Here is a 21,093-nt window from a genome sequence, read left to right as displayed (position 1 = left end):
TGTATCCATATGCAGAATCACGGGGATATGAGCATGAAAAATCATCATCATAATGATACATGACTATAAATCTTCATATCCAAATAATAGTTTTATATTCTTAATTTTGGTAAAATAAATAAAATTATCAGTTTTAAAGGAGGCGCCTATGAAACTTAGAGTATCAGCAGTTCAATACCATCTTCATACAATCCAGTCTTTTGATGACTTTGCAAAACAAGTGGAACATTACATTAAAACAGCAGAGGAGTTTGAAGCTGATTTTGTTCTGTTTCCGGAGTTTTTTACGACACAATTAATGTCGACAGGAGATGAGCAAGGTGAAGCTCTAAAAATCAGCAATCTGCCGGATTTTACAGAGCAATATCGTTCCCTATTTATAGATTTAGCAAAACGCACTAATATGCATATTATTGGTGGGACACATGTCCTGCGCAAAGGGGATCGTTTGTATAATGTAGCCCATTTGTTTTATCCAGATGGGAGGGTAGCAGAGCAGGCTAAGCTTCATATTACTCCGACTGAAGTAAATGAATGGAATATGTCAGCTGGGGAAGACCTCCAAGTATTTGAAACAGATAAGGGAACTATCGCAATGTTAACTTGTTACGATATTGAATTTCCAGAAATAGTTAGGATGGCAAAGGCAAAAGGTGCAGATGTCATTTTCTGTCCTTCTTGTACAGATGATCAACATGGCTTTCATCGTGTTCGATATACAAGCCATGCGAGAACGATTGAGAATCAAGTATATGTAGTTACAACAGGCACAGTCGGTTCTCTTCCAACTGTTGATTTTATGCGCTTAAATTATGGTCAAGCTGCTGTGATTTCTCCGAATGACATTCCATTCCCGCCAAGGGGTATCCTTGTGGAAGGTGAAATTAATCATGACATGATTGTGACGGCGGATCTTGATTTGCAGTTACTATATGATGTGCGTGAAAAAGGTTCAGTTACAACGTGGCGTGATCGAAGAACAGATCTCTATTCTGATTGGAAATGAGGGATGAGGGTGTATAGGAAAGAATTTTATCTGTTTGATCAACATCAACCAGTTCGAGCAGTAGTACGAAACTATACGAAGGCTGACTTTCCTGAACTAATACGCATCCAACAAGAAAGTTTTCCACCCCCATTTCCAGAAGAATTATGGTGGAATGAGAGACAACTTATGAATCATGTTACTTTATTTCCTGAAGGTGCATTATGCATTGAGGTGGATGGCGTGCTAGCAGGCTCCATGACTGGCTTACTAATTGACTTTGATCCGAGCCATCCCGATCATACTTGGGCTGAAATAACGGATGATGGCTATATACGAAATCATAATCCAAATGGAAATACACTCTATGTTGTCGATATTGGAGTGCGCCCATCTTTTCGTAAGCTTGGGTTGGGCAAATGGCTCATGTTTTCCATGTACGATGTTGTCATCCATAAGCACTTAACTCGGTTGATAGGTGGAGGCAGGATGTCCGGGTTCCATCGGTATGAAAAAGCGATGACAGCGGAGCAATACCTTGATTCAGTTATAAAAGGAAAATTACAAGATCCTGTTATCACTTTTATGCTGCGATGTGGCCGAACGCCTGTTAAAGTAGTAGAAAATTATTTAGATGATGAGGAATCATGCAATTATGGGGCATTAATGGAATGGAAAAACCCATTTTGCACAGATAATAACGAGGAGGTCCTCTAAATGGAATATCATAGAATTACTAGTATTGAAGATCCTTATTTTCCAAAAATGCATCAACTCATGCAAAATGTATTTCCTCCAGAAGAGGTGTTAGAATTTGATTTGTGGAAAGAACCTCTTGAGGACCCTGGAATTCGTGTATTCGTTGCAATTCATGAAGGAAATGTAGTAGGGGCTACTGAATACCGCTATTATGAAGACTTCAATGTAGCGATGACGGACTTTACAATCATTGGCCAAGCTGGTCTTGGAATTGGCCCTTATTTAGCAAAGCAAAGATCACAGGATTTAAACAAGTTAGCAGAAGCAAATGGTAAGAATATGTACGGAATGTTCGCGGAAATATATGACCCGTATCGAGTTGAAGAATATGAATTTGGTGGTATAAAGCCGATGGATCCATATGTTCGACGTGAGGTTCTATCACATCTTGGATATAAGCGTTTGGATTTTCCGTATGTTCATCCTTCTTGGAATAATGATGGAGAAGCCGTTTCAGGATTAGATTTATGTTACCTTCCTTCAGACGATCATGTAAGTGAATTAGAAACTAGTTTAATTGTGAAGTTTTTACGACGATACTATTCTGTTCTTCCTAATAAGCCTAAAGAATGGAATGAGATGGTACAAAACTTAGAAGGTGTGGATACTGTTAAGTTATTGCCTCTTTAATAGTAATAAAAAGAGCAAATTACTATTATCGATATAATCTATTCATATAGTTGATTTCCGCTCTAGGCGGACGCTTTCCACGGGGCGAGCGGTGAGCCGCTTCAGTCGCGCTGCTCCTTGCAGGGTCTCACCTGCACGCTAGTCCCGCAGGAGTCGCCACCTTACGCTACAATCAACATTGTGACTGAATTTATTGTGTACTTATTATAAACAGATTCAAAAATAAGTAGAAAGTCATTTCTTTTAATGAATAAGTATGCATTCACAAACTATTTTCTTTTAAGAAGAATAGAAAAGTAAAAACAAGTGGAAAAACGTGGTTTTTTCCACTTGTTTCATTTTAAGGAATTATATAACGCACAGTTACATTAGTTCCATGTAGCTTCTTTTTAATCTGGTAGATGCTTCTAGTTATTTTTTATCTATTATTTAATGTTATTATATTAGTATATTGTTAGGGTGAGCTTAGCAATATATTTTTTGATAGTTTGAAAGGAAGTAAAATAAATTGAAATATTATAGCAGACTTTTTCTTCTTCTTTGTATATTTGTTGTACTTGCATTAGCGGGATGTGGGAACGTTAAATCAACGAATGTAGGTAATTTAAAGTTTGAGAATCCATTAAAAATACCAGAACTTCTTGAACCAACGCTCGAACCGGATGGTACGAAGCATTTTACCTTAACGATGATGCAAGGAACTACAGAGTTTTTGGAAGGAAAAACAACGGATACATGGGGGATTAATGGTTCTTATCTTGGACCAACTGTTAGAGTGTCACGTGGTGATAAAGTTTCCTTCGATGTCATTAATCAATTAGGAGAAACATCTACATTACACTGGCATGGGATGATGTTGCCTCCAGAAATGGATGGGGGTCCACATCAAATGATTGAAGCAGGAAAGACATGGTCTCCTCACTGGAAAATCGATCAGCCGTCAGCTACAACCTGGTTCCATCCACATCTTCATGGAAATACAGCTCAACATGTATACAGAGGCCTTGCCGGCATGTTTATTATTGACGATGAGGATTCTAAAAAGCTTCCTTCCAATTATGGTGTAGATGATATTCCACTTATCGTACAAGATAAATTATTCACAAGTGACGGTCAGTTTTCAGAAGATGATGATACAACATTTGGAATACTTGGTGATGAAATACTTGTAAATGGGACGCATGATCCTTTTCTAGAAGTGACATCAAGCCAAGTGCGTTTTCGATTATTAAATGGTTCAAATGCTAGAGCGTATACTTTCGGGTTTACAGATGAGCGTTCTTTCCAATTAGTGGCAAACGATGCAGGGCTTTTACAAGAGCCTGTTACATTGGAGCGATTTATGTTAAGTCCTGGAGAGCGCGCTGAAATTGTCGTTTCGTTTGAGCCAGGAGAAGAGACGATTCTCCATAGCTACAAGAATGGTACAGGTATTGCAAGTGGCGAATTTGATTTATTAAAGATTGTTGCTGCTTCAGAATTATCGGAATCAAAGCAAATTGAAGGACAACTGTCTAGTGTAGAACCAATCGAGGTGCCAGCGGACGCAAAGGTACGTCAATTTAGATTATCAATGGATAATAAAATAAATGATAAATCAATGGATATGTCACGGATTGATGAGGTTGTGCCAGCAGGTGGTAAAGAAATATGGGAAATTCGCAATTTTGGTTCGGAGCATAATTTCCACATCCATGATGCCGCCTTCCGTGTATTAGATGTAAATGGTAAGGAACCACAAGAGTATGAACGAGGTAGAAAGGATACCGTGTTTGTTCCTCATGGAGCAACAGTTAGGCTTGCAGTAGAATTTGGCAACTATACGGATTTAAAGTATCCACTTATGTATCATTGCCATCTATTAAAGCATGAAGATGATGGAATGATGGGGCAATTTCTACTTGTTGAACCCGGGACTGAGTCACAGGTGCCAATGCAACTTACTGAAGTTAGTGAACATCATGATCATTAATAAAACAGAAGGACAGGTTGAGAAGACTCTGTCCTTCTGTTTTTTATTTAGCTATTTAAATTGCTCTCTCTTAATTTTTTCACTTGGTCTGAATGGAAAGGTGAATCCTCTACTTCGTTCACTACACTAAAGGGATTACCATCCAGATCGAAAAAGTCAAAGAACTTCATACCATTAAAGTCATTAATGTCCGTCGTCACAACCCCATTATCTTTAAAGTGCTGGTGAGCATGATCAATATCATCTACTACAAAATTATAATAAGAATTTTTCTGATCACTATTCATGGAAAACTCAGTAGACTGGGGCGTTTCTACTTTTATTAATGCTAATTGAGTAGAACCGTATGGTAAATAAAAACCAATTCCACCTTCCCAACTATCAATTAATGTCACTCCCAAACTTCTTTCATACCATTGTCTAGATTTTTCAATATTTGTAACAGGAATAAAAATACTACCAATCTTGAACATGATGAGCCTCCATTCAACTATATTAATATCCAAACTTAATAGAAATTTATATGTTCATTTCGATAAAAGGCGATAAAAAACCTTTTATTGAGAATAAAATAGATAAAAGGATATAGGAGGAGAAAAGAACTATAGCAAAATTCAAATCACTTCAGCCCTTTTGTAGCAACATTTTTAATGATTACGAAAAAAATTCATTTTTTATTTTAGTGCAAACGATTGCGCAAATAAATAATAACAATTATAATGTGAATAGATTAGGAGTTTGTATATACATCTCGAAACGTTTCAAGGTCCATAGTGTTATAGTGTGATTATTTATGCGTTGTATAGTTTATCAATGCAAACGATTGCACAAAATTGTGGAATAAAGCTTCATTTTTATCGAGAAATAGTACTTCCTATTATAAGTAATAATGAAAAGTTACAGGAGGATTTATGATGCAGGAACAGCACGTTCAACCAAACAATACACGTAGTTTACCTAATCTTCCAATCAGTACCATTTGGTTAATTAGTTTTGGATTTTTAGGTGTACAAATGGCTTTTTCTTTGCAAAGCTCAAATATGGGGAGGATTTTCCAAACAATTGGTGCTGATCCTCACACACTCGGCTTTTTCTTTATATTACCGCCTCTAGCAGGTCTAATTGTACAACCTCTAGTAGGATATTTTTCGGATCGAACTTGGCATCCGAAATTGGGGCGTCGAATTCCATATTTACTCGTAGGAGCAATCGTAGCAGTTATCGTCATGTGTTTACTTCCAAATGCGGGAAGTTTTGGATTTAGTGCAACAGCTGCACTTACTTTTGGTGCTATTACCATCTTGTTCATGGATGTTTCATCTAATGTTGCCATGCAACCATTCAAAATGATGGTTGGGGATATGGTGAATGAGAAGCAAAAAGGATTTGCTTATTCGATTCAAAGCTTCCTTTCCAATAGCGGTGCTGTATTAGCTAGTATTTTTCCGTTTGTATTAACGTTGATTGGTATATCCAATACCGCACCAAAAGGAGTCGTTCCACAGTCCGTTGTAATCTCCTTTTATGCGGGTGCAGTTATATTGATAGTTTGTAGTTTATTTACAATCATGAAAGTAAAAGAATATCCACCAGCGGAGTATGCGGCATATCATGGGATTACTAATGTTGAGGGAAAACAAAAATCAGGTGTATTTACTTTATTACGTAAAGCACCGAAAATCTTTTGGACGATTTCATTAGTTCAACTCTTTTGTTGGATGGGGTTCCAATACTTATGGACGTATGGTACTGGAGCTGTAGCTGATAATGTTTGGAATACACTTGATCCATCTAGTCCAGCATACCAGGAAGCTGGTAACTGGTTTGGTATTCTATCAGCTGTTCAGTCAATAGCTGCTGTATTATGGTCATTAGTTTTATCAAGAGTCCCAAATAGTAAGCATAAGCCTGCATACGCACTTAGCTTATTGTTAGGTGGAATTGGTTTTGGATCCATCTTCTTTGTTCATAACCAAGCTTTATTAGTTGTTTCCTTCATTCTAATAGGGATTGCATGGGCAGCAATGATGACATTCCCGTTCACAATGCTTACAAATGCATTATCAGGAGAAAATATGGGAATGTATTTAGGTTTATTTAATGGTAGTATTTGCTTGCCACAAATCATTGCTTCATGTATAAGTTTTGCATTGTTCCCAGCACTAGGTTCATCAATGCCAGCTATGATCTTACTATCCGGTATTTCTCTAGTTGTGGGCGCACTTGCAGTATCCATTATTAAAATAAAAAAATAATCCATCAGCCATTCAATAGAATGGCTGATATTTAGGAATAATTGTAGGGATTGAAAGGGGATGTGTGTAGGTCTTGGGAGTTACGATAAAAGATGTAGCAAAAAAAGCGGGAGTTTCGACCTCTACAGTGTCACGGGTTATTTCTGATCATCCAAAAATAACGGAAAAAACAAAGCAAAAAGTACGGAAAGTAATGGAGGAACTACAATTTCATATTAATGAGAATGCTCGTAATTTAGTACAGAAATCGACAAAAACGATTGGGATTGTTATGAAGAGCTCAGCGCGTGAATCTTTTCATGACCCATTCTTTCCAGAAGTGTTACGCGGCATTAGTGCTTTATGTCATAACCAAGATTTTAGCATTAGTTTAACAACAGGAGAATCAGAAGACGCTATTTATCAAGATGTGATTAAAATGGTTCAAGGTAAAAAAGTAGATGGAATTATTGTGTCTTATTCAAAACAAGATGATAAAGTTGTTCCTTACCTTTTAGAATATGGAATTCCATTTGTTGTAATTGGTAAGCCTCTTGGAGAAGCAAATAACATCACCTATGTTGATAATGACAATGTAAAAGCGTCAAGAGAGGCAGCAGAGTTTTTAATTAATAGAGGACATAAAAAAATAGGATATATTGGTGGATCCCTAAAATTTGAAGTATCTAAGTACCGTTTACAAGGTTTTAAGGAAGCAGTTCTCTTAAATCAATTAAATCTTACGGAAGATTATATGAAAAATCCCGAATCTCCAGAGTTAATTGGAAAGGCTGTTCAAGAATTGATGGCTTTAAATGAACCACCAACAGGGATTGTTGCTATAGATGATTTAACAGCATTAAACTCAATGCTTGCATTGAGAGAACAGCATGTGAACGTGCCTGAAGATGTTAGTCTCGTTAGCTTTAATAATACGATTGTTTCTGAGTTCTCTAATCCCCCACTAACATCCATTGATACGCAAATCTATCAGCTAGGCTATGAGGCCGCAAGATGCTTGATAGAAGAAATTAGTCAACCTTCGTTATATAAGAGAAGCATTATAATCCCTACTATTATGGTCGAAAGAGAAACTACAAAACCCCTAAGATAAAAATTGTTTTTAGAAATGTTGGAGGAGAGAAGTACTATGAATAAACAGTGGTGGAAGAAAAGTGTCGTCTACCAAATCTATCCAAGGAGCTTTATGGATAGCAATGGTGACGGAATTGGAGACATTCAAGGTATTATTTCTAAATTAGATTATTTAAAAGAAATGGGTATAGATGTTATATGGGTTTGTCCAATGTATCAATCCCCTAATGATGATAATGGATATGATATTTCGGATTACCAGGATATCATGGCTGATTTTGGTACGATGGCTGATTTTGATGAGTTACTAGATGAGGTTCATAAGCGTGGGATGAAATTAATATTGGACTTAGTTATTAATCATACGAGTGATGAACATCCTTGGTTTATCGAATCGCGCTCTTCTATAGATAATCCCAAAAGAGACTGGTACATTTGGAGAGATGGAAAGGACGGCAAGGAACCGAATAACTGGGAATCTATTTTTAATGGTTCTGCTTGGAAATATGATGAGGAAACAAACCAATACTTTATGCATATTTTCTCAGAGCGTCAACCGGATTTAAATTGGGAAAATCCAGAGGTTCGAAATGCTTTATATGATATGGTCAACTGGTGGTTAGATAAAGGCATTGACGGTTTCCGGGTAGATGCGATATCTCACATAAAAAAAGAACCAGGCTTAAAGGATATGCCTAATCCAGATAAGCTTCCGTATGTGTCCTGCTTTCCAAAAATGATGAATGTCGATGGTATTGATGAGTTTTTATCGGAGTTTGCCAATAAAACGATAAAGAACTATGATATTATGACTGTCGGAGAAGCAAATGGTGTTGGACTAGATGATTCCGATAAATGGGTTAGTGAAGAAGACGGTTATTTTAATATGATTTTCCAATTTGAGTTTCTTGGTCTTTGGGAGAAAGAATCAGATGGAACTGTTGATGTTTTAGCATTGAAAGAAAACCTATCTAAATGGCAGACTGGTCTCGAAGGTCGTGGTTGGAATGCTTTATTTATAGAAAATCATGATCAAACCCGTAGAGTTTCAAGTTGGGGGAATGATGAGAAGTACTGGAAGCATAGTGCCAAAATGCTGGGTGCATTATACTTCTTAATGAAAGGTACACCATTCATCTATCAAGGCCAAGAAATTGGTATGACAAATGTTCAATTTCCAAATATTGAAGATTACAATGATGTAGGGATGATCAATTATTATAATATTGAAAAAGCAAAAGGTCGCCCTCATGATGAGATTATGGAAGTGATTTGGAAACAAGGTCGGGATAATTCAAGAACACCTATGCAGTGGAATCAAGAACATCAAGCTGGATTTACAACTGCGAATAAAACATGGTTAAAAGTAAACCCGAATTATCCAAACATTAATGTTGCCGAGCAACTAAAAGACCAAGACTCCATATTGAATTTCTATAAAAAATTAATTCGTTTAAGAAAAGAAAATGAAGTATTTGTCTATGGAATGTACGAATTATTAGAACCAAATCATCCACATCTTTTTGTATATACACGAACATTGGATGAGGAAAAAGCAATTGTGATAAACAACTTTGCGGTACAAGTGACAAAACTTGAGCTACCGGAATGGGTTAAAGATGCACAACTTGTTTTAAATAACTATGATGTTCAAGATGCTGAAATCAAGCTAGAGGTTACATTGAATCCTTATGAGTCTAGGGTTTATTTATTGAAAGCTTAACAAGATAAATTTAAGAAGGCCTGTCCTCATTTAGAGAACAGGCTTTTTTATTATTGGGCAGTATATCCGCCATCAATCATAAGTGAACTACCTGTTACAAATTCGTTTTCGCATAAAAAGATAATCCCATGGGCAATTTCGTCTGCTGTACCTAGTCGTCCAATCGGATGTCGTGCGACTAATCCATCATAAAAGTCTCCTAGCGCTTCTTTATTTACCATTCCTGATTCGACATAGCCAGGACAAACTGCATTTACTCGTATGTTTTTATCAGCGTACTCAAGTGCAAGCGACTTTGTTAATATATTTACAGCACCTTTACTTGCGTTATATGCGAATGCACCAGCTTCACCAACATGCCCTAGTATTGACGCAGTGTTAACAATGGACCCACCGCCAGTTTTGAGCATTTCCCTAATAGCATATTTCGCACCGTAAAAGACACCGTCTTGGTTAATGGCAATTACTTTGTGATAATCTTCATAGGACAACTCATGAGTCTCTGCAAGTACCCCAATACCTGCATTATTAACCATAATATCTAAGCGTCCATAAGTCTTTACAGTTTCCTGAACAAGGTTCTCCACTGATTTTTCTTCTGCAGCATTAACATAGATGAATGTAACATCTGCACCACTACTTTTTAAATCAGTCTCTACTGATTTTCCACCGTCTTCATTATAATCAGCAATTACAACTTTAGCTCCTTTATTAATAAAGGCCTTTACAGTTGCTAAACCAATACCAGAAGCTCCACCTGTAACGATAGCTACTTTGTCCTTTAAATCATACATATTTATGCTCCTTTCAATTGGTTGTGTTCTATCTCTTTTAAAGTTCCCTTAAATAGCGAACATAAACTAAAAAAAGGTGGTTCCAAGAAGAACCACCTTTTTATTGTATTTTATTTTTTAATAAACATCTGTACCCATTGATTTCCACCTTGTTCATATCCTACACCGATGTGAGTATACTTATTATCTAGAATGTTCTTGCGGTGCCCTTCACTATTCATCCACGCTTTTACAACTTCTTCAGGAGATTTTTGACCTTGTGCAATGTTTTCTCCTGCTGTTGTATATGTTATTCCAAAATCCCTCATCATATCAAACGGGGATCCATACGTAGGGCTAGTATGAGAGAAATAACCTTTTTCATACATATCTTGTGCTTTTACATCTGCTACATTATTTAATGCAGAATCTGCTTTTAGAGCAGGTAATCCAGCTTTTGATCTTTCCTCATTTGTTAATCTTATAACAGTTGCTACATATTTATTTACCCCTTGTGTTGCATTATCTGCTGGTGGGGTTTGTTGTTTTGGCTGTGCTGCTTGTGGTTGCTGCGGCTGTTGTGCTGGTTGTTGTGTTTGTGGTGCAGGTGCTTTTTGAGCATTTTTATCATTTTTCTTCTGTGTTACGTTAGGTCCTTGATCTGGTACTATATCGCCAAATTGTATTCCTTTATCGGATTCTTGAAAATCAATTTGTCCATCAGGTGTGTATTTCCCAATAATCGTCTTAAATTCATACTTTGCATCTTGAATCTTGATTGGTACTGTATGTGGATAGTTCCTACTATCCAAGTCTGTTCTAAAGCTTGAAATATTGTCATCGCCTTTTGCCTTATTGGCTACATCTTTATCATTGTCATTATTATTGTTACATGCTGTAAGCAAAACCATTAATAAGCTTAAAAAGATTATTTTCAATTTGTTTATTTTCATGGTGAATTACTCCTTTTGTTTTTTCTTATTTTCTCTACTTTCACCGAAAATAATATGGTAATTAAAAACAGTACACGACAATTTGGAAACACCTTCCGATAATTTACAGATTAAATTAAGGAAAATTACCAATTATATATGATAACGAGATATAGTAGGGAGGTTTTTCATTGTGATTGATTTTTTCGATAATGGTGACGCAAAACTTTATGAGGATCGCTATCAATTGTACGTAAATGGTGATTATATAGGAGATAAAACATTAAAAAATATGAGTGATAACTTATCTGATGTTGATAGTTTTTTGAAGAATAAAGGCTTTAGGCAATTTAAATCGCAGTTAGAGGGAGATCATTATAATATTGAAGCGTCGACAGATGAAGCCGAGGGAATTTCGGATGCTCTTTTTGTATATGTAAATAATCGTTAGAAATAAAATGGAGACATTCGTTTCCGAGTGTCTCCATTTAAATCCAATTATTTTGCTTGGATGATGACGCTAGCTGTTGGTAATCCTGGAGAAGTGGCAGTTACGATAATTTCTCCTGCTTTTGTTGTAGATCTTATATAAGCTAGTAACATTCCGTTATGGACTTGTCTTTTCTTGGAACTATATGGTGTTAAATCTTGGGCATTTCCATTTTCAAGTCCCAATATTTCACCTGGACCTTCAATAGAAAGGGATATTTCATTATTCGCTAAATATACTGTTTTACCATTGACGTCTACAATTTCCATCTCGATGTGCGCTATATCGAGGCCATTGGCTTTCATTTCTAGCGAATCTGAACTCATATCAATTTTTTCTGGTTCTGAATTTGTCATAAGTTCATAAGATACATTCTTACCGGATTTGTGTTTTGCTACAACTTCGATCGTACCCTCTTCAAACATAACCTCCCAGCGGATGAACTCATCTGACTCACCGCGGTGTTTACTTCCTAATGACTTACCATTTAAAAATAGCTCTGCTTCATCACAATTCGTATAGCATAATACTTGTAATTGCTCTCCTGTATTCCAGTTCCAGTGAGGAGAAGCATACCACCTTGGGTTATGATTAGATTTTACGTCTTCTGGCCGCACCACTGATAAAAATGCCATTGGCTTCGTACTCCATAAACTTTGACGGTGGAAATAATTAGGCTTTTTAAAACCAGCAAGATCCATGAATCCTGCTTGTGAAGCGCGAATTGGCCATCCTTTAGCTTCTCCTAAGAAGTCAATTCCTGTCCAAATAAACTGTGCGCTCATTGCATCATTGTCTCTTACTGCGAGCCATGCTTCCATGCTAGCTCCATTTTCACTCCCATATATGACTCTGTCCGGATATTGTTTCAAATCCTCTTCATATAAATGTTCTTTGTAGTTGTAGCCCACAATATCCACTGTATCTGATAAGCCAGTTAAATTGGACAGTTCAGGAAATGCTAATGCTGCTGTCACTGGTCTTGTCGTATCGCATTCCTTCACATACTTTACTAACCGTTTTGAGATTGTTACTAACCTCTCCGCATTTGGTTTATTTGGGTCATATTTTCTTTCTGCTGCTGGCTTATTTGCATCGTTATTTCCAGTCATTGTTTCAAAGTATGGATGACAATAAGGGTCGTTAGGATAATCTATTTCGTTCCCGATACTCCACATAATAATAGATGGATGGTTACGATCTCGAAGCACCATTTCTTTCATATCAATTTCGCCCCATTGTGGGAAATCCTCATAATATCCAAAATGTTTCGGAGGGTACACATTATGGCCAGTAGACCATTTGTTTTTTACTCCTTCCCACTCATCAAATGCTTCGTCAATGACTAAGAATCCCATTTGATCACATAAATCAAGTAAATTTGGAGCTGGAGGATTATGGCTCATTCTAATTGCATTGCTGCCCATTTCTTTAAAAGCTTCAAGTCTACGTTCCCAAACCTTTTGAGGAACTGCAGCTCCTAAAGCACCGGCATCATGGTGAATACAAACTCCTTTTAATTTCATATTAATCCCATTTAGGAAAAATCCTTTTTCTGCATCAAATTCAAACCAACGAATTCCAGTGGTTGTCTTTATATAATCAATAATCTCTCCATTTTTTATGATCTCCGTTACAACAGAATACAGATATGGTGTATCAGGTGACCATAGGTGTGGATTACTCACATGGAGTAATTGATTTGCTTCTAGCCCTGATTCCGCACTGATCTCATACGATTCTATTGTAGATACAATTGCATTTCCATCCGCATCCACTAATGTATTTTTTATATCAATAGATTCATCGGTCTGTGTTTCATTTGTAAGACGTACATTGACTGAAACATCTGCATACTCTTTCGTTACTTGAGGTGTTGTGACAAATACTCCATACTGGTCTATATGAACTTGGTCTGTAATTGTAAGATACACATCTCTATAAATACCTGAACCAGTAAACCAGCGAGAATCTGCAATATCTTTATGATTAACCTTAACGGAAATAAGATTTTCCTCTCCAAAGGTAATAAAATCAGTAATGTCATATGTGAACGTACTGTATCCATATGGTCTTTTACCGATATAATAACTATTGCACCATACTTGTGAATTATTGTAGACACCTTCAAAAGTGATATAAACTCTTTTACCTTTCATATCCTCTGGTAGGAGAAACTTTTTTCGATACCAGCCGATACCACCAGGTAAATATCCGGTTCCACTTGAATATTCTTTCGAAAAAGGCTCTTCAACAGACCAATCATGAGGGAGTGTTACATTTCTCCAATTAGAATCATCTAACCCCTTATACCAAGCTCTTTCTTCTTCACCTCTAAAGAATTTCCAGTTTAAATTTAGTAACTCAGTATGTCGCCCCACTACATTCAACCTCCTAGTTATGAATGATATAAGTTAACTGTTTAAAATCTCATCAATTTTAGCTAATTCATCTGTACTAAAATGCAGATTATATAATGCAGCTACATTATCTTCAATTTGCTCGACGCGACTTGCGCCTATTAATGCGGAAGTAACTTTCCCATCACGGAGAACCCATGCTAATGCCATTTGGGCTAATGATTGTCCCCTTTGTGCTGCTATGTCGTTCAATTTTTCAACTTTGCGAAGCACTGCTTCTGTTACTTGATTTTTATGGAGGGCACCTGTCGGCTTTGCGGCACGTGAGTTGTCAGGTACACCACCTAAATATTTGTTGGTGAGTAGTCCTTGTTGTAATGGGCAAAACGCAATGGAACCGATTCCATTTTGTTCAAGAACATCTTGTAAACCATCCTCAATCCACCTATTTAACATCGAATAGCTTGGTTGGTGAATTAATAATGGAGTTCCTAAGTTATTTAGAATTTTTACTGCTTCTGCCGTTTGCTCATCGGAGTAATTAGAGATCCCAACATATAATGCTTTTCCTTGGCGTACCACTTGATCAAGTGCTCCCATTGTTTCTTCTAATGGTGTGTTAGGGTCTGGGCGATGGGAATAAAAAATATCAACATAATCTAATCCCATTCGTTTCAAACTTTGATCTAAACTAGCAATCATATATTTTTTCGAGCCCCAATCACCATAAGGACCACTCCACATGCCATAACCAGCCTTTGTAGAAATAATCATTTCATCGCGATAAGGTTTAAAATCAGATGCTAGCATTCTACCAAACATCTCTTCTGCTGAACCTGGCGGTGGTCCGTAATTATTTGCGAGGTCAAAGTGGGTAATCCCTAAATCAAATGCTTTTCTAAGCATGGCACGTCCATTTTCATAAGTATCCACACCACCAAAATTGTGCCAAAGGCCTAGGGATATAGCGGGTAATAGTAATCCTGAATTGCCAGTTCTGTTGTACTTCATTATTTCATACCGTTTTTCGTTTGCTGCATATGTCATTGTATAATCTCCTTTTTTCTATATATCTAGTATTTATATGAAAAGGGTTTCATTTAATGAAAGTATATTTCTTCTTTTCTCTTAATACAAGTAGGATTATTTATTTTTAACGAATAATCAATAGAAACAGGGGGTATCAGTATGAATTGGTTTGGTTGACTCTATTGTTGATATTTTGATATGATGATGGAGGATAATTACCCGAAACCTTTCGGGAGAGGTTCATAGCTGATACCCTCTATAAAAAACTATGGATATATGACTATATGCCATGTCCATAATAGGACATGGCTTTTTTTATTTTATCCTATATGTTTTAGAGATGATGTTATTGCCTTTCTTGGAAAAATTTCGGAAGCATTTTTCAAGGAGGTTTTTTTATGTCAGGCCGTAGCCATGAACAAGGGTTAAAAGATTTAACGTTATTAGGAAACCAAAATACACGATACTCATTTGAGTACGCTCCTGAGGTATTGGAGGCAGTAGATAATTTACATTCCAATCGGGATTATTTTGTAAAGTTCAACTGTCCAGAATTTACGAGTTTATGTCCATTAACGAATCAACCAGATTTTGCAACAATGTATATTTCGTATATACCAGATAAAAAACTAGTTGAAAGTAAATCTTTGAAACTATATTTATTTAGTTTTAGAAATCATGGAGATTTTCATGAAGACTGTGTAAATATTATCATGAATGATTTAATTGCTTTATTAGACCCAAGATATATTGAAGTTTGGGGAAAATTTACCCCACGTGGTGGGATTTCCATTGATCCTTGGTGCAATTATGGAAAACCAGGAACGAAGTATGAAGAAATGGCTAATTACCGTTTAATGAATCATGATCTCAATCCTGAAAAAATCGATAATCGATAGAGGAGGGAGGAGAAGCCAATGAGGATATTATTATATTTATTATCTATTGTGATTGCGAATGTAGTGACTGCAAGATTTGCACCATTAAATTTTGGCTTATTTATCGTTCCGATGGGTACGCTTTTTGTAGGGGCAACTTTTATTTTTCGTGACCTTGTACAAAATAAATATGGAAGACCAAAAACATATTTATTTATTTTTACAGCTCTAATCTTATCTGCAATTGTGTCGTATTTACTTGGTGATACATTAATGATTGTATTTGCCTCCGCGATTTCTTTCGTTGTTGCGGAAACAGCTGATACAGAAATCTATACTCGATTAAAGCTGCCAATGGCTTGGCGTGTTTTCTACAGTGGGATTGTTGGTGGGCTACTAGACTCTGCTATTTTTGTTATCATTGGTTTAAGTCCGCTTGGTGCTGGCTTCTTAACGTGGGATGCAGTGCCTGCAGCAATACTTGGCCAAGTAACTGTAAAAACGATTATACAAATGATAGGTGCGATTATATTAGGTAGAGTGTTAGTAATAAGAGAGAAACGCTTTGTTTAAAGATAAAATTAAAAGAGCGCTAGATAACTAGCGCTCTTTTGTATATTAATTGCGAATGAGGTAATCAAATGCACCTAATGCTGCAGTTGCACCTGAACCCATGGAAATAATGATTTGGTTATAAGCACTATCTGTACAATCTCCTGCTGCAAATACACCAGGAATAGAAGTTGCACCATGCTTATCAACAATGATTTCGCCGAAACGAGTTCGCTCTAAAGTACCTTCAAGCCACTCTGTATTTGGCACAAGTCCAATTTGGACAAACACACCTTGTAATTCAACGTGGTATTCTTCACCTGTATCACGATCTGTGTACGTAATACCAGTTACATTGTCTGTACCAGTGATTTCCTTCGTAGCAGCGTTTGTTACTACTGTTACATTTGGAAGGCTGTGTAGACGCTCTTGTAACACTTGGTCTGCTTTTAATTCTGGAGCAAACTCTAGAACTGTGACGTGTTTCACAATCCCAGCCAAGTCAATAGCTGCTTCAATACCAGAGTTACCGCCACCAATTACCGCGACATCTTTTCCTGCAAATAATGGGCCATCACAGTGTGGGCAGTAAGCAACACCTTTATTTTTAAGCTCATGTTCACCAGGCACATTAATATTTCTCCAACGTGCACCAGTAGAAATGATAACAGATTTACTTTTTAGAACAGCACCATTTTCAAGTTCTACTTCGAAAAGGTCTTTCTTTTCTAAACGTTTAGCACGTTGTAAGTCCATCACATCGATATCATATTCTTTTACATGCTCTTCTAATGCTTGTGCAAGTCGAGGACCTTCAGTTGCTTTGACACTAATAAAGTTTTCAATGCTGAGTGTGTCAAGAACTTGGCCACCAAAGCGCTCAGCAACGATTCCTGTACGGATACCTTTACGTGCTGTATAGATTGCAGCACTTGCTCCAGCTGGTCCGCCACCAATGACAAGAACTTCATATGGATCTTTATCAGCGAAATCGTCTGCACTTAAGCCTTGGCCTAATTTAGCAATAATTTCTTGAAGTGTAATACGGCCACCATTCCAGAACTCGCCATTTAGGAAAACAGCAGGTACAGCCATTACATTTTTAGTTTCTACTTCTTCTTTAAAGACAGCCCCATCAATCATTGTATGAGTAATGTTAGGGTTAATCACGCTCATAATGTTCAATGCTTGTACAACATCAGGACAGTTATGGCATGATAGGCTCACATACGTTTCGAAATGATATTCGCCATCGATATTTTTAATAGAATCAATAACACTTTGTTCTACTTTAGGAGCACGTCCACTAACTTGTAAAAGTGCTAATACAAGAGAAGTAAATTCGTGACCTAAAGGTACGCCAGCAAAAGCAACACCAGTTTCTTCTCCTACTCGGTTAATACTGAAGCTTGGTGTTCTAGATAATTCTGCTTCTTCGACAGTGATTTTAGACGACATGGAAGCTAGCTCTTCCACAAGAGCTAGCATTTCCTTTGAAACGTCGTCTGAACCAGCACTGACTTTAAGCACAATATCATTTTCCAATAATTCCATATACTGTTTTAATTGTGACTTAATTTCTGCATCCAGTGCCATTTATAATCGCTCCTTAAATTTTACCAACAAGGTCTAGGCTTGGCTTAAGTGTTTCGCCGCCTTCTTTCCATTTAGCTGGGCAAACTTCACCTGGGTTGTTACGTACATATTGAGCAGCTTTAATTTTATCAACTAAAGTGCTTGCGTCACGGCCAATTCCGCCTGCATTAATTTCAACAGTTTGAATGATACCATCTGGATCAATGATGAAAGTACCACGATCTGCAACACCTTCTTCTTCGATAAGAACATCAAAGTTTCTAGAAATAACGTGTGAAGGGTCACCAATCATTGGATAAGTAATTTTTCCGATAGTTTCGGAAGTATCGTGCCATGCTTTATGTGTGAAATGAGTGTCTGTTGAAACAGAATACACTTCCACTCCAAGTGATTTTAATGTTTCATACTCATTTTGAAGATCTTCTAATTCAGTTGGGCAAACGAAAGTGAAGTCTGCAGGATAGAAGCAAACAACGCTCCATTGACCTTTTAGGTTTTCCTCTGTTACTTCAATAAACTCACCATTGTGGTACGCTTGTGCTTTAAATGGTTTTACTTCTTTTCCGACTAATGACATAAATAAACGCCTCCTGGTTGTAGTGTTATTTTTGTGAATTACTATAGTTATCGTTTGAACTATAATAATTCTAATCTAGGAATAATTATTATACATAAAGAGAAATTTGTCAAATAATATGATGTTATTTCTCAAAATGTTTTAGAATCCGTCATTATTTATGTCCTTTATGATTAGAAGATATTCAATTCCAACGTAATTAATAAGTGAAGTGCTATTTTTAATTGTGAGTGTAAATGATACTTTGTGAGGGATTTTATCAGTGAGAGATTGCGTTATATTTTTCGGTTATAGGTGTGAATAGGTTGGGATTGAGCATGTCGACGATTCTGAAATTGTTTATGGTAAGAATCAGTCGAGATAGCTCGAGTCATGACGAATATGTCGGATCTTTGGTTTTGACTTGGTCGAGAGAATGATTGTCATGACGGTTATGGCTAAGTTTAGCTTTGGATTCGGTTGAGATAGCGCATATCACGACGAATCTACTAGGGTTTGAGTAAATATCGGTCGAGAGAATGATTGTCATGACGGTTATGCCTAAATTTAGCTTTGGATTCGGTTGAGATAGAGCATGTCACGACGAATCTACTAGGGTTTTGAGTAAATATCGGTCGAGAGAATGGATGTCATGACGGTTATGGCTGAGTTTTACTTTGGCTTTGGTTGAGATAGCGCATGTCACGACGAATCTACGAGTGTTTTGAGTAAATATCGGTCGAGAGAATGAATGTCACGACGATTATGCTTAAGTTTTACTTCAGACTCGGTTGAGATAGCGCATGTCACAACGAATGTACAGTCCTTATTGAATAGAATCAGTCGAGAGAGAATTTTATACATAGTGAGTCCATCTATTAGCACCCATTTTTGTATATTGTGTTTCAAGAATTCTTTTAATCCTTCTTTGTGAATTTATGATTTTACACCATTCATCAATAGACTTGGATGTTACCTTTCGACTTGGAAAAAGTAATTTATATTCGTGTACACTACGAATAACTGCATTCTCTACTCTTTCCACCTCCCCACACCCCAGACAAGTACATCGTTGCCCTTCTACAGTTACAGAAAATGATTTGCATGCAATGCAGGTTATTCCTTTTTGAAGTTGATCGTACTCATATGCAGGAATTTGCTTATAGGGTGATTCGGTGTTATGGAGGGAGAGTAATTTATCGGCTAGAATCCTATGCTCTTTATTAACTTTAGTTGTGATTTTATTGAGCTGTCTGAAATAGTTATTAATTTGGGTTGGGAAGATAAAGGGTTTGTTTAGAGGTGCTTTGTATAAGGTGAATTCGGGGTTAACAAAGATAACAACACCATGAATGGGGATATTGAAACCTAGGCTTCGAAGTAATTGACGTAACAATGATTCACATCTGATTAATTGGGTTAGCGGGTTACTAACTTCCGTGGCAGATTTTGTGTAGAGCCGATCTGATTCATAATAATAATCTCCTTCGAGGTTTTTCACTTCATTTAAAAAGATAGTACCCATCGTGATAATAAGTGAATCGATTTGGAAAGTAGTTTTATTTAGTTTTAGTAGTAGATCATTTAAAATGATGCTATCACATTGGAGTTTCTCCTCAACTAATGAATCAAAAAGTACCTCCCCTTCATAGCCTTTTAAAAGACTTTGGTAATACTGCTTGTCCTTATTTAAAAGCTTCATACGGACATCTAAGGACTCCAGTGTTAATAGTTCCTTTGATTTTGACCGCTGTTTGACTATCATTTTACCCTTCCTTTCTATAATGATATTGATATTCTACCAAAGTTAACTAAATAATTCATTTATTTTGAATAAATCAGGCGAATTGGGGAAATCACTGCGTCCGAAGGGAGTAGGAATTAAGGTATTCCAAATGTACAATCTGACTCAAATAAAAACAGGCCACCGAATAATGGGACCTGTCCTAGTTAAAAGTTATTTAGAAACCATACTCAGCTTCTTTTGCTTCGCGAATTTTTGCAAATGTTTCGGTTAATACTACGGTATCTTCGACTAGACGTTGAATACGGAATAGTACATCATCATTGATAATTTCTTTGCGGTAAAAGTCTTTTTCTTCTATAAATACATATGTTTGGACTATTTGTGCTTTCATGTACGATAAAATCGGTTTTAATTGTTGCTCGACAATTAGATAATGTTTAGACGATCCAGCTGTAACAAGCATACTTACCACTTTGTCGCGGAATGCATTGATTGGTAATAAGTCAAAAATATTTTTCAATGTGGCAGGTATCGATGCTTGGAAAACGGGTGTCCCGATAATGATGGCATCAGCTTCCATGATTGCTTGTGTGACGTATTTTGTGTCACCTTCATATTCGAGGTAATTTCGTCCGTCGCTAAATTGAACATCGTAATCTGCTAAATCGATGATTTCCATTTCTATATCCGCGTAATTTTCTTTAAACTCGTGCAACACATAATTTAATGCTGTTCTCGTTTTGGAACCAACTCTAGAACCAGACAATCCAACAACTTTCATT

At 36.7% G+C, this 21,093-nt stretch carries 19 protein-coding genes and 1 riboswitch; of the genes, 10 read left to right on the top strand and 9 right to left on the bottom strand.

From position 1 onward, the window contains the following. The first annotated feature begins 148 nt into the window (after window positions 1-148). From ACFPM4_RS13430 to ACFPM4_RS13415, 4 genes are all read left to right on the top strand, one after another. Window positions 149-1,006, top strand: coding sequence for a carbon-nitrogen hydrolase family protein (locus ACFPM4_RS13430; RefSeq protein WP_382352640.1), 858 nt, complete (start codon window positions 149-151; stop codon window positions 1,004-1,006). Between the two features lie 9 nt (window positions 1,007-1,015). Continuing rightward, window positions 1,016-1,702 (top strand): GNAT family N-acetyltransferase, encoded by a 687-nt coding sequence (locus ACFPM4_RS13425; RefSeq protein WP_382352637.1) that lies wholly within the window; start codon window positions 1,016-1,018, stop codon window positions 1,700-1,702. Further along, the gene (locus tag ACFPM4_RS13420) at window positions 1,703-2,374 is read left to right on the top strand and encodes a GNAT family N-acetyltransferase (RefSeq protein WP_382352634.1); all 672 of its coding nucleotides are present in this window, start codon (window positions 1,703-1,705) and stop codon (window positions 2,372-2,374) included. Window positions 2,375-2,882: 508 nt separating this feature from the next. Then, the gene (locus ACFPM4_RS13415; protein ID WP_382352631.1) at window positions 2,883-4,346 is read left to right on the top strand and encodes a multicopper oxidase family protein; all 1,464 of its coding nucleotides are present in this window, start codon (window positions 2,883-2,885) and stop codon (window positions 4,344-4,346) included. Between the two features lie 47 nt (window positions 4,347-4,393). On the opposite strand, the gene ACFPM4_RS13410 is transcribed toward ACFPM4_RS13415, so the two are convergent. Next, entirely contained in the window at window positions 4,394-4,819 is a 426-nt protein-coding gene (locus ACFPM4_RS13410; protein ID WP_382352628.1) for a VOC family protein, read from the bottom strand. A 438-nt stretch (window positions 4,820-5,257) separates the two neighbouring features. Here ACFPM4_RS13410 and ACFPM4_RS13405 point away from each other — a divergent pair, with 438 nt between their 5' ends. The 3 genes from ACFPM4_RS13405 to ACFPM4_RS13395 all read left to right on the top strand — a co-directional run bounded on the left by ACFPM4_RS13405 (window position 5,258) and on the right by ACFPM4_RS13395 (window position 9,398). Continuing rightward, window positions 5,258-6,601, top strand: a complete 1,344-nt coding sequence (locus ACFPM4_RS13405; RefSeq protein WP_382352625.1) for an SLC45 family MFS transporter — start codon at window positions 5,258-5,260, stop codon at window positions 6,599-6,601. Window positions 6,602-6,674: 73 nt separating this feature from the next. Further along, the gene (locus tag ACFPM4_RS13400) at window positions 6,675-7,694 is read left to right on the top strand and encodes a LacI family DNA-binding transcriptional regulator (RefSeq protein WP_382352622.1); all 1,020 of its coding nucleotides are present in this window, start codon (window positions 6,675-6,677) and stop codon (window positions 7,692-7,694) included. A gap of 36 nt (window positions 7,695-7,730) precedes the next feature. Further along, window positions 7,731-9,398, top strand: a complete 1,668-nt coding sequence (locus ACFPM4_RS13395; RefSeq protein ID WP_382352619.1) for a glycoside hydrolase family 13 protein — start codon at window positions 7,731-7,733, stop codon at window positions 9,396-9,398. 50 nt (window positions 9,399-9,448) lie between these two features. Here the strand turns inward: ACFPM4_RS13395 and ACFPM4_RS13390 are convergent, their stop codons facing one another. Both ACFPM4_RS13390 and ACFPM4_RS13385 read right to left on the bottom strand, forming a co-directional pair. Beyond that, window positions 9,449-10,192 carry an SDR family NAD(P)-dependent oxidoreductase gene (locus ACFPM4_RS13390; RefSeq protein WP_382352616.1) on the bottom strand — a complete coding sequence of 248 codons (744 nt, stop codon included), beginning with the start codon at window positions 10,190-10,192 and terminating at the stop codon, window positions 9,449-9,451. 110 nt (window positions 10,193-10,302) lie between these two features. Next, window positions 10,303-11,124, bottom strand: a complete 822-nt coding sequence (locus tag ACFPM4_RS13385) for a CAP domain-containing protein (protein WP_382352613.1) — start codon at window positions 11,122-11,124, stop codon at window positions 10,303-10,305. A gap of 172 nt (window positions 11,125-11,296) precedes the next feature. Here ACFPM4_RS13385 and ACFPM4_RS13380 point away from each other — a divergent pair, with 172 nt between their 5' ends. Continuing rightward, window positions 11,297-11,554 (top strand): hypothetical protein, encoded by a 258-nt coding sequence (locus ACFPM4_RS13380; RefSeq protein ID WP_144921766.1) that lies wholly within the window; start codon window positions 11,297-11,299, stop codon window positions 11,552-11,554. Window positions 11,555-11,601: 47 nt separating this feature from the next. Here the strand turns inward: ACFPM4_RS13380 and ACFPM4_RS13375 are convergent, their stop codons facing one another. Further along, window positions 11,602-13,974 (bottom strand): glycoside hydrolase family 2 TIM barrel-domain containing protein, encoded by a 2,373-nt coding sequence (locus tag ACFPM4_RS13375; protein WP_382352609.1) that lies wholly within the window; start codon window positions 13,972-13,974, stop codon window positions 11,602-11,604. A 33-nt stretch (window positions 13,975-14,007) separates the two neighbouring features. Then, a complete protein-coding gene (gene mgrA / locus ACFPM4_RS13370) occupies window positions 14,008-15,000 on the bottom strand; it encodes an L-glyceraldehyde 3-phosphate reductase (RefSeq protein WP_382352606.1) in 993 nt (330 codons plus the stop codon). Between the two features lie 211 nt (window positions 15,001-15,211). Then, window positions 15,212-15,258, top strand: a riboswitch (PreQ1 riboswitch). A gap of 122 nt (window positions 15,259-15,380) precedes the next feature. Here mgrA and queF point away from each other — a divergent pair. Next, on the top strand, window positions 15,381-15,881 hold the full coding sequence (gene queF, locus ACFPM4_RS13365; protein ID WP_382352603.1) for a preQ(1) synthase: 501 nt from the start codon (window positions 15,381-15,383) through the stop codon (window positions 15,879-15,881). A gap of 18 nt (window positions 15,882-15,899) precedes the next feature. Further along, window positions 15,900-16,433: a VUT family protein gene (locus ACFPM4_RS13360; protein ID WP_382352601.1), complete on the top strand. Its 534-nt coding sequence runs from the start codon at window positions 15,900-15,902 to the stop codon at window positions 16,431-16,433. A 45-nt stretch (window positions 16,434-16,478) separates the two neighbouring features. On the opposite strand, the gene ahpF is transcribed toward ACFPM4_RS13360, so the two are convergent. The 4 genes from ahpF to ACFPM4_RS13340 form a co-directional block, all read right to left on the bottom strand. Further along, entirely contained in the window at window positions 16,479-18,008 is a 1,530-nt protein-coding gene (ahpF, locus tag ACFPM4_RS13355) for an alkyl hydroperoxide reductase subunit F (protein WP_382352598.1), read from the bottom strand. 13 nt (window positions 18,009-18,021) lie between these two features. Further along, window positions 18,022-18,585 (bottom strand): alkyl hydroperoxide reductase subunit C, encoded by a 564-nt coding sequence (gene ahpC, locus ACFPM4_RS13350; protein WP_144921785.1) that lies wholly within the window; start codon window positions 18,583-18,585, stop codon window positions 18,022-18,024. A gap of 835 nt (window positions 18,586-19,420) precedes the next feature. Then, window positions 19,421-20,329, bottom strand: a complete 909-nt coding sequence (locus ACFPM4_RS13345) for a nuclease-related domain-containing protein (protein ID WP_382352594.1) — start codon at window positions 20,327-20,329, stop codon at window positions 19,421-19,423. A 196-nt stretch (window positions 20,330-20,525) separates the two neighbouring features. Further along, window positions 20,526-21,092 (bottom strand): NADPH-dependent FMN reductase, encoded by a 567-nt coding sequence (locus ACFPM4_RS13340; RefSeq protein WP_382352591.1) that lies wholly within the window; start codon window positions 21,090-21,092, stop codon window positions 20,526-20,528. Window position 21,093: the final 1 nt, after the last annotated feature.

The organism is Lederbergia graminis (assembly GCF_042655485.1).
GTDB classification, from domain to species: Bacteria; Bacillota; Bacilli; order Bacillales; family Bacillaceae_C; genus Lederbergia; species Lederbergia graminis.
The sequence above is the reverse complement of the archived record's forward strand: the minus strand, read 5'-3'. Positions and strand labels throughout refer to the sequence as shown.